Origin of the sequence: Flavobacterium sp. (genome assembly GCF_046317795.1) — a bacterium.
GTDB lineage: Bacteria > Bacteroidota > Bacteroidia > Flavobacteriales > Flavobacteriaceae > Flavobacterium.
In genome coordinates this window covers 1-2,616 of the sequence record NZ_JBKCVI010000033.1, presented here as the reverse complement: position 1 = coordinate 2,616, position 2,616 = coordinate 1, and the positions used below count along the sequence as shown (strand labels likewise).

Below are 2,616 nucleotides of genomic sequence, written 5' to 3'. Positions count from 1 at the left end.
GCACCATTTGATTTACCAGAATGTGAGAGTGAATTGATTGGTGGTTACCATACTGAATATGGTTCCATGAAATTAGGATTCTATTTATTTGCAGAATACATCAATATGTTTATTTCATCTGCAGTTATTGCTTCCTTATTCTTTGGTGGTTATAACTTCCCTGGAATGGATGCATTTAGCGGTAATACCTTAGCAATCATTGGAACCTTAGTGTTTTTTGCTAAAATCGTATTCTTCATCTTCGTCTTTATGTGGATTCGTTGGACTTTACCTCGTTTCCGTTTTGATCAATTAATGCATTTAGGATGGAAAAGTTTAATTCCAATTGCCTTAATCAATTTATTAATCACTGGTTTAGTAATCGCTTTCAACGAAGGTTGGTTTAACAATTAAGAATTATGCAAAGTTTATCAAATAAAAGAAAAGTAGTTTCAGACAAAAAAATGACTTTTGCTGAGAGTATCTATTTACCTGCATTTATTGGAGGTATGTGGATTACATTGAAACACTTGTTTCGCAAGCATAATACATTGAAATATCCTGAACAGCAACGTGAATTTGCTCCTGTTTACAGAGGGATGCACGTTCTAAAAAGAGATGAAGAGGGAAGAGAAAATTGTACCGCTTGTGGACTTTGTGCTGTTGCTTGTCCTGCAGAGGCCATTACAATGGTTGCTGCTGAAAGAGAGAAAGGGGAAGAGAAATTATACCGTGAAGAGAAATATGCGGAGTCTTATGAAATCAATATGTTAAGATGTATATTTTGCGGTTTGTGTGAAGAAGCTTGTCCGAAAGACGCTATATATTTAACGCTTTCCAAAGAATTGGTTCCAGCAAATTATGAAAGAGAAGATTTTATTTTTGGGAAAGATAAATTGGTTATGCCTTTGGAAATGGCTATGAAAAATAACAACCAGCCAGCGGTAGCCGGGCTTAAAAACGTTAACTAATGTCGGCAATATTAATTACATTCTATTTTTTAGCTGCCATCACTTTGGCTACGGCGTTTTTAACCATTTACAGTAGAAATCCAATTCACAGTGCCATATATTTAGTACTGTGCTTTTTTTCGATTGCTGGACATTATTTGCTTTTCAACGCACAGTTCTTGGCTATAGTTCATATTATAGTATATTCGGGTGCGATTATGGTACTTTTCCTTTTTACGATCATGTTGATGAATTTGAATAAGGAAGATGAAGTTCATAAACCTCGTATTACACGTCTTGGAGCTATAGTGGTTTTTATTGTAATAAGTGCCGTTTTGGTGACAATTTTCATCAATTCAAAAACCATTATGGGTGATTATGATACATCGGGTGAGGATTTTCAATCCATTAGAAAATTGGGAACCGTATTATTAAACGAATATATGGTGCCATTTGAATTTGCCTCTATCTTATTATTAGTAGCCATGATTGGTGTGGTTTTATTGTCTAAAAAAGAAAAAACTGAGAAAAAATAATGAACAATATTTTAAATGAAATAGGGATAGAAAACTACATTTTCCTTTCGGTGCTGCTTTTTTGTATTGGAGTTTTTGGAGTGTTGTACCGCAGAAATGCCATTGTCGTTTTCATGTCAATTGAGATTATGTTGAATGCTGTTAACTTATTGTTTGTAGCTTTTTCAACGTACCATCAAGATACCGAAGGACAAGTATTTGTGTTTTTCTCGATGGCTGTTGCAGCAGCAGAAGTTGCTGTGGGATTGGCGATTCTAGTTTCTGTTTTCCGAAACTTGGGTTCGATTGATATTGATAATTTAAAGAATTTAAAAGGATAATCTGGAATGGAAAAAAATTTAGCTTTAGTATTACTCTTATCTCCGTTTGTTGGATTTCTTTTCAATATTTTCCTTGGAAAAAAAGTTAGCAGAACCGTTTCTGGTGCCATCGGAACATTGACTGTAGTGGTTTCGTTTTTATTATCAATTTGCTTTTTTGCCCAATTGAACCAAAACGGAAAACCATTCGAGATCTCTTTATTTGACTGGATTCAAGTGAGTAATTTCAAATTAGACTTTGGTATTTTATTAGACCAATTGTCCTTATTGTGGTTATTATTTGTTACTGGAATTGGTTCGTTAATTCACCTCTACTCTATCAGCTACATGCACGATGACGAGAATATGCACAAGTTTTTTGCTTATTTGAATTTGTTCGTGTTTTTCATGATAACGTTAGTCGTTGGAAGCAACTTATTAGTCATGTTCATCGGTTGGGAAGGCGTTGGATTGTGTTCGTATTTACTGATTGGATTTTGGTATAAAAATCAATCGTATAACGATGCTGCTAAGAAAGCTTTTATCATGAATCGTATTGGCGATTTAGGGTTTTTGATTGGGATATTTATTTTAGGAAGTTTGTTTTCAACATTAAATTATACCGAATTAAAACAAACTTTAACAAACCTAAATTTCACAACAACTACGATTCCAATTTTATTAGGAATCGCTGCTCTTTGCCTATTCATCGGAGCTTGTGGAAAATCAGCACAATTACCGTTATACACTTGGTTGCCCGATGCGATGGCTGGCCCAACTCCAGTTTCGGCATTAATTCATGCCGCAACGATGGTAACCGCCGGTATCTTTATGGTAACGAGAATGAACTTC

The 2,616-nt window shown here is 34.8% G+C and carries 5 protein-coding genes; all 5 read left to right on the top strand.

The window, feature by feature from the left end; all coding sequences use genetic code 11:
- Window positions 1-393, top strand: a 393-nt coding sequence (locus tag ACK5ON_RS02320; protein WP_409819495.1) for a complex I subunit 1/NuoH family protein, incomplete at its 5' end; no start/stop codon positions are given.
- Between the two features lie 5 nt (window positions 394-398).
- A complete protein-coding gene (locus ACK5ON_RS02315; protein ID WP_409819492.1) occupies window positions 399-950 on the top strand; it encodes a NuoI/complex I 23 kDa subunit family protein in 552 nt (183 codons plus the stop codon).
- On the top strand, window positions 950-1,465 hold the full coding sequence (locus ACK5ON_RS02310; protein WP_409819489.1) for an NADH-quinone oxidoreductase subunit J: 516 nt from the start codon (window positions 950-952) through the stop codon (window positions 1,463-1,465). Before ACK5ON_RS02315 ends, ACK5ON_RS02310 begins: the two co-directional genes overlap by 1 nt.
- Entirely contained in the window at window positions 1,465-1,785 is a 321-nt protein-coding gene (gene nuoK / locus ACK5ON_RS02305) for an NADH-quinone oxidoreductase subunit NuoK (RefSeq protein WP_409819486.1), read from the top strand. Before ACK5ON_RS02310 ends, nuoK begins: the two co-directional genes overlap by 1 nt.
- A 6-nt stretch (window positions 1,786-1,791) precedes the next feature.
- Window positions 1,792-2,616, top strand: an 825-nt coding sequence (locus ACK5ON_RS02300; RefSeq protein WP_409819483.1) for a proton-conducting transporter membrane subunit, incomplete at its 3' end; no start/stop codon positions are given.

Coding starts and splice junctions, on each gene's coding strand:
- nuoK (WP_409819486.1), top strand. CDS start 1,465: ATGAACAATATTTTAAATGAAATAGGGATAGAAAACTACATTTTCCTT.
- ACK5ON_RS02310 (WP_409819489.1), top strand. CDS start 950: ATGTCGGCAATATTAATTACATTCTATTTTTTAGCTGCCATCACTTTG.
- ACK5ON_RS02315 (WP_409819492.1), top strand. CDS start 399: ATGCAAAGTTTATCAAATAAAAGAAAAGTAGTTTCAGACAAAAAAATG.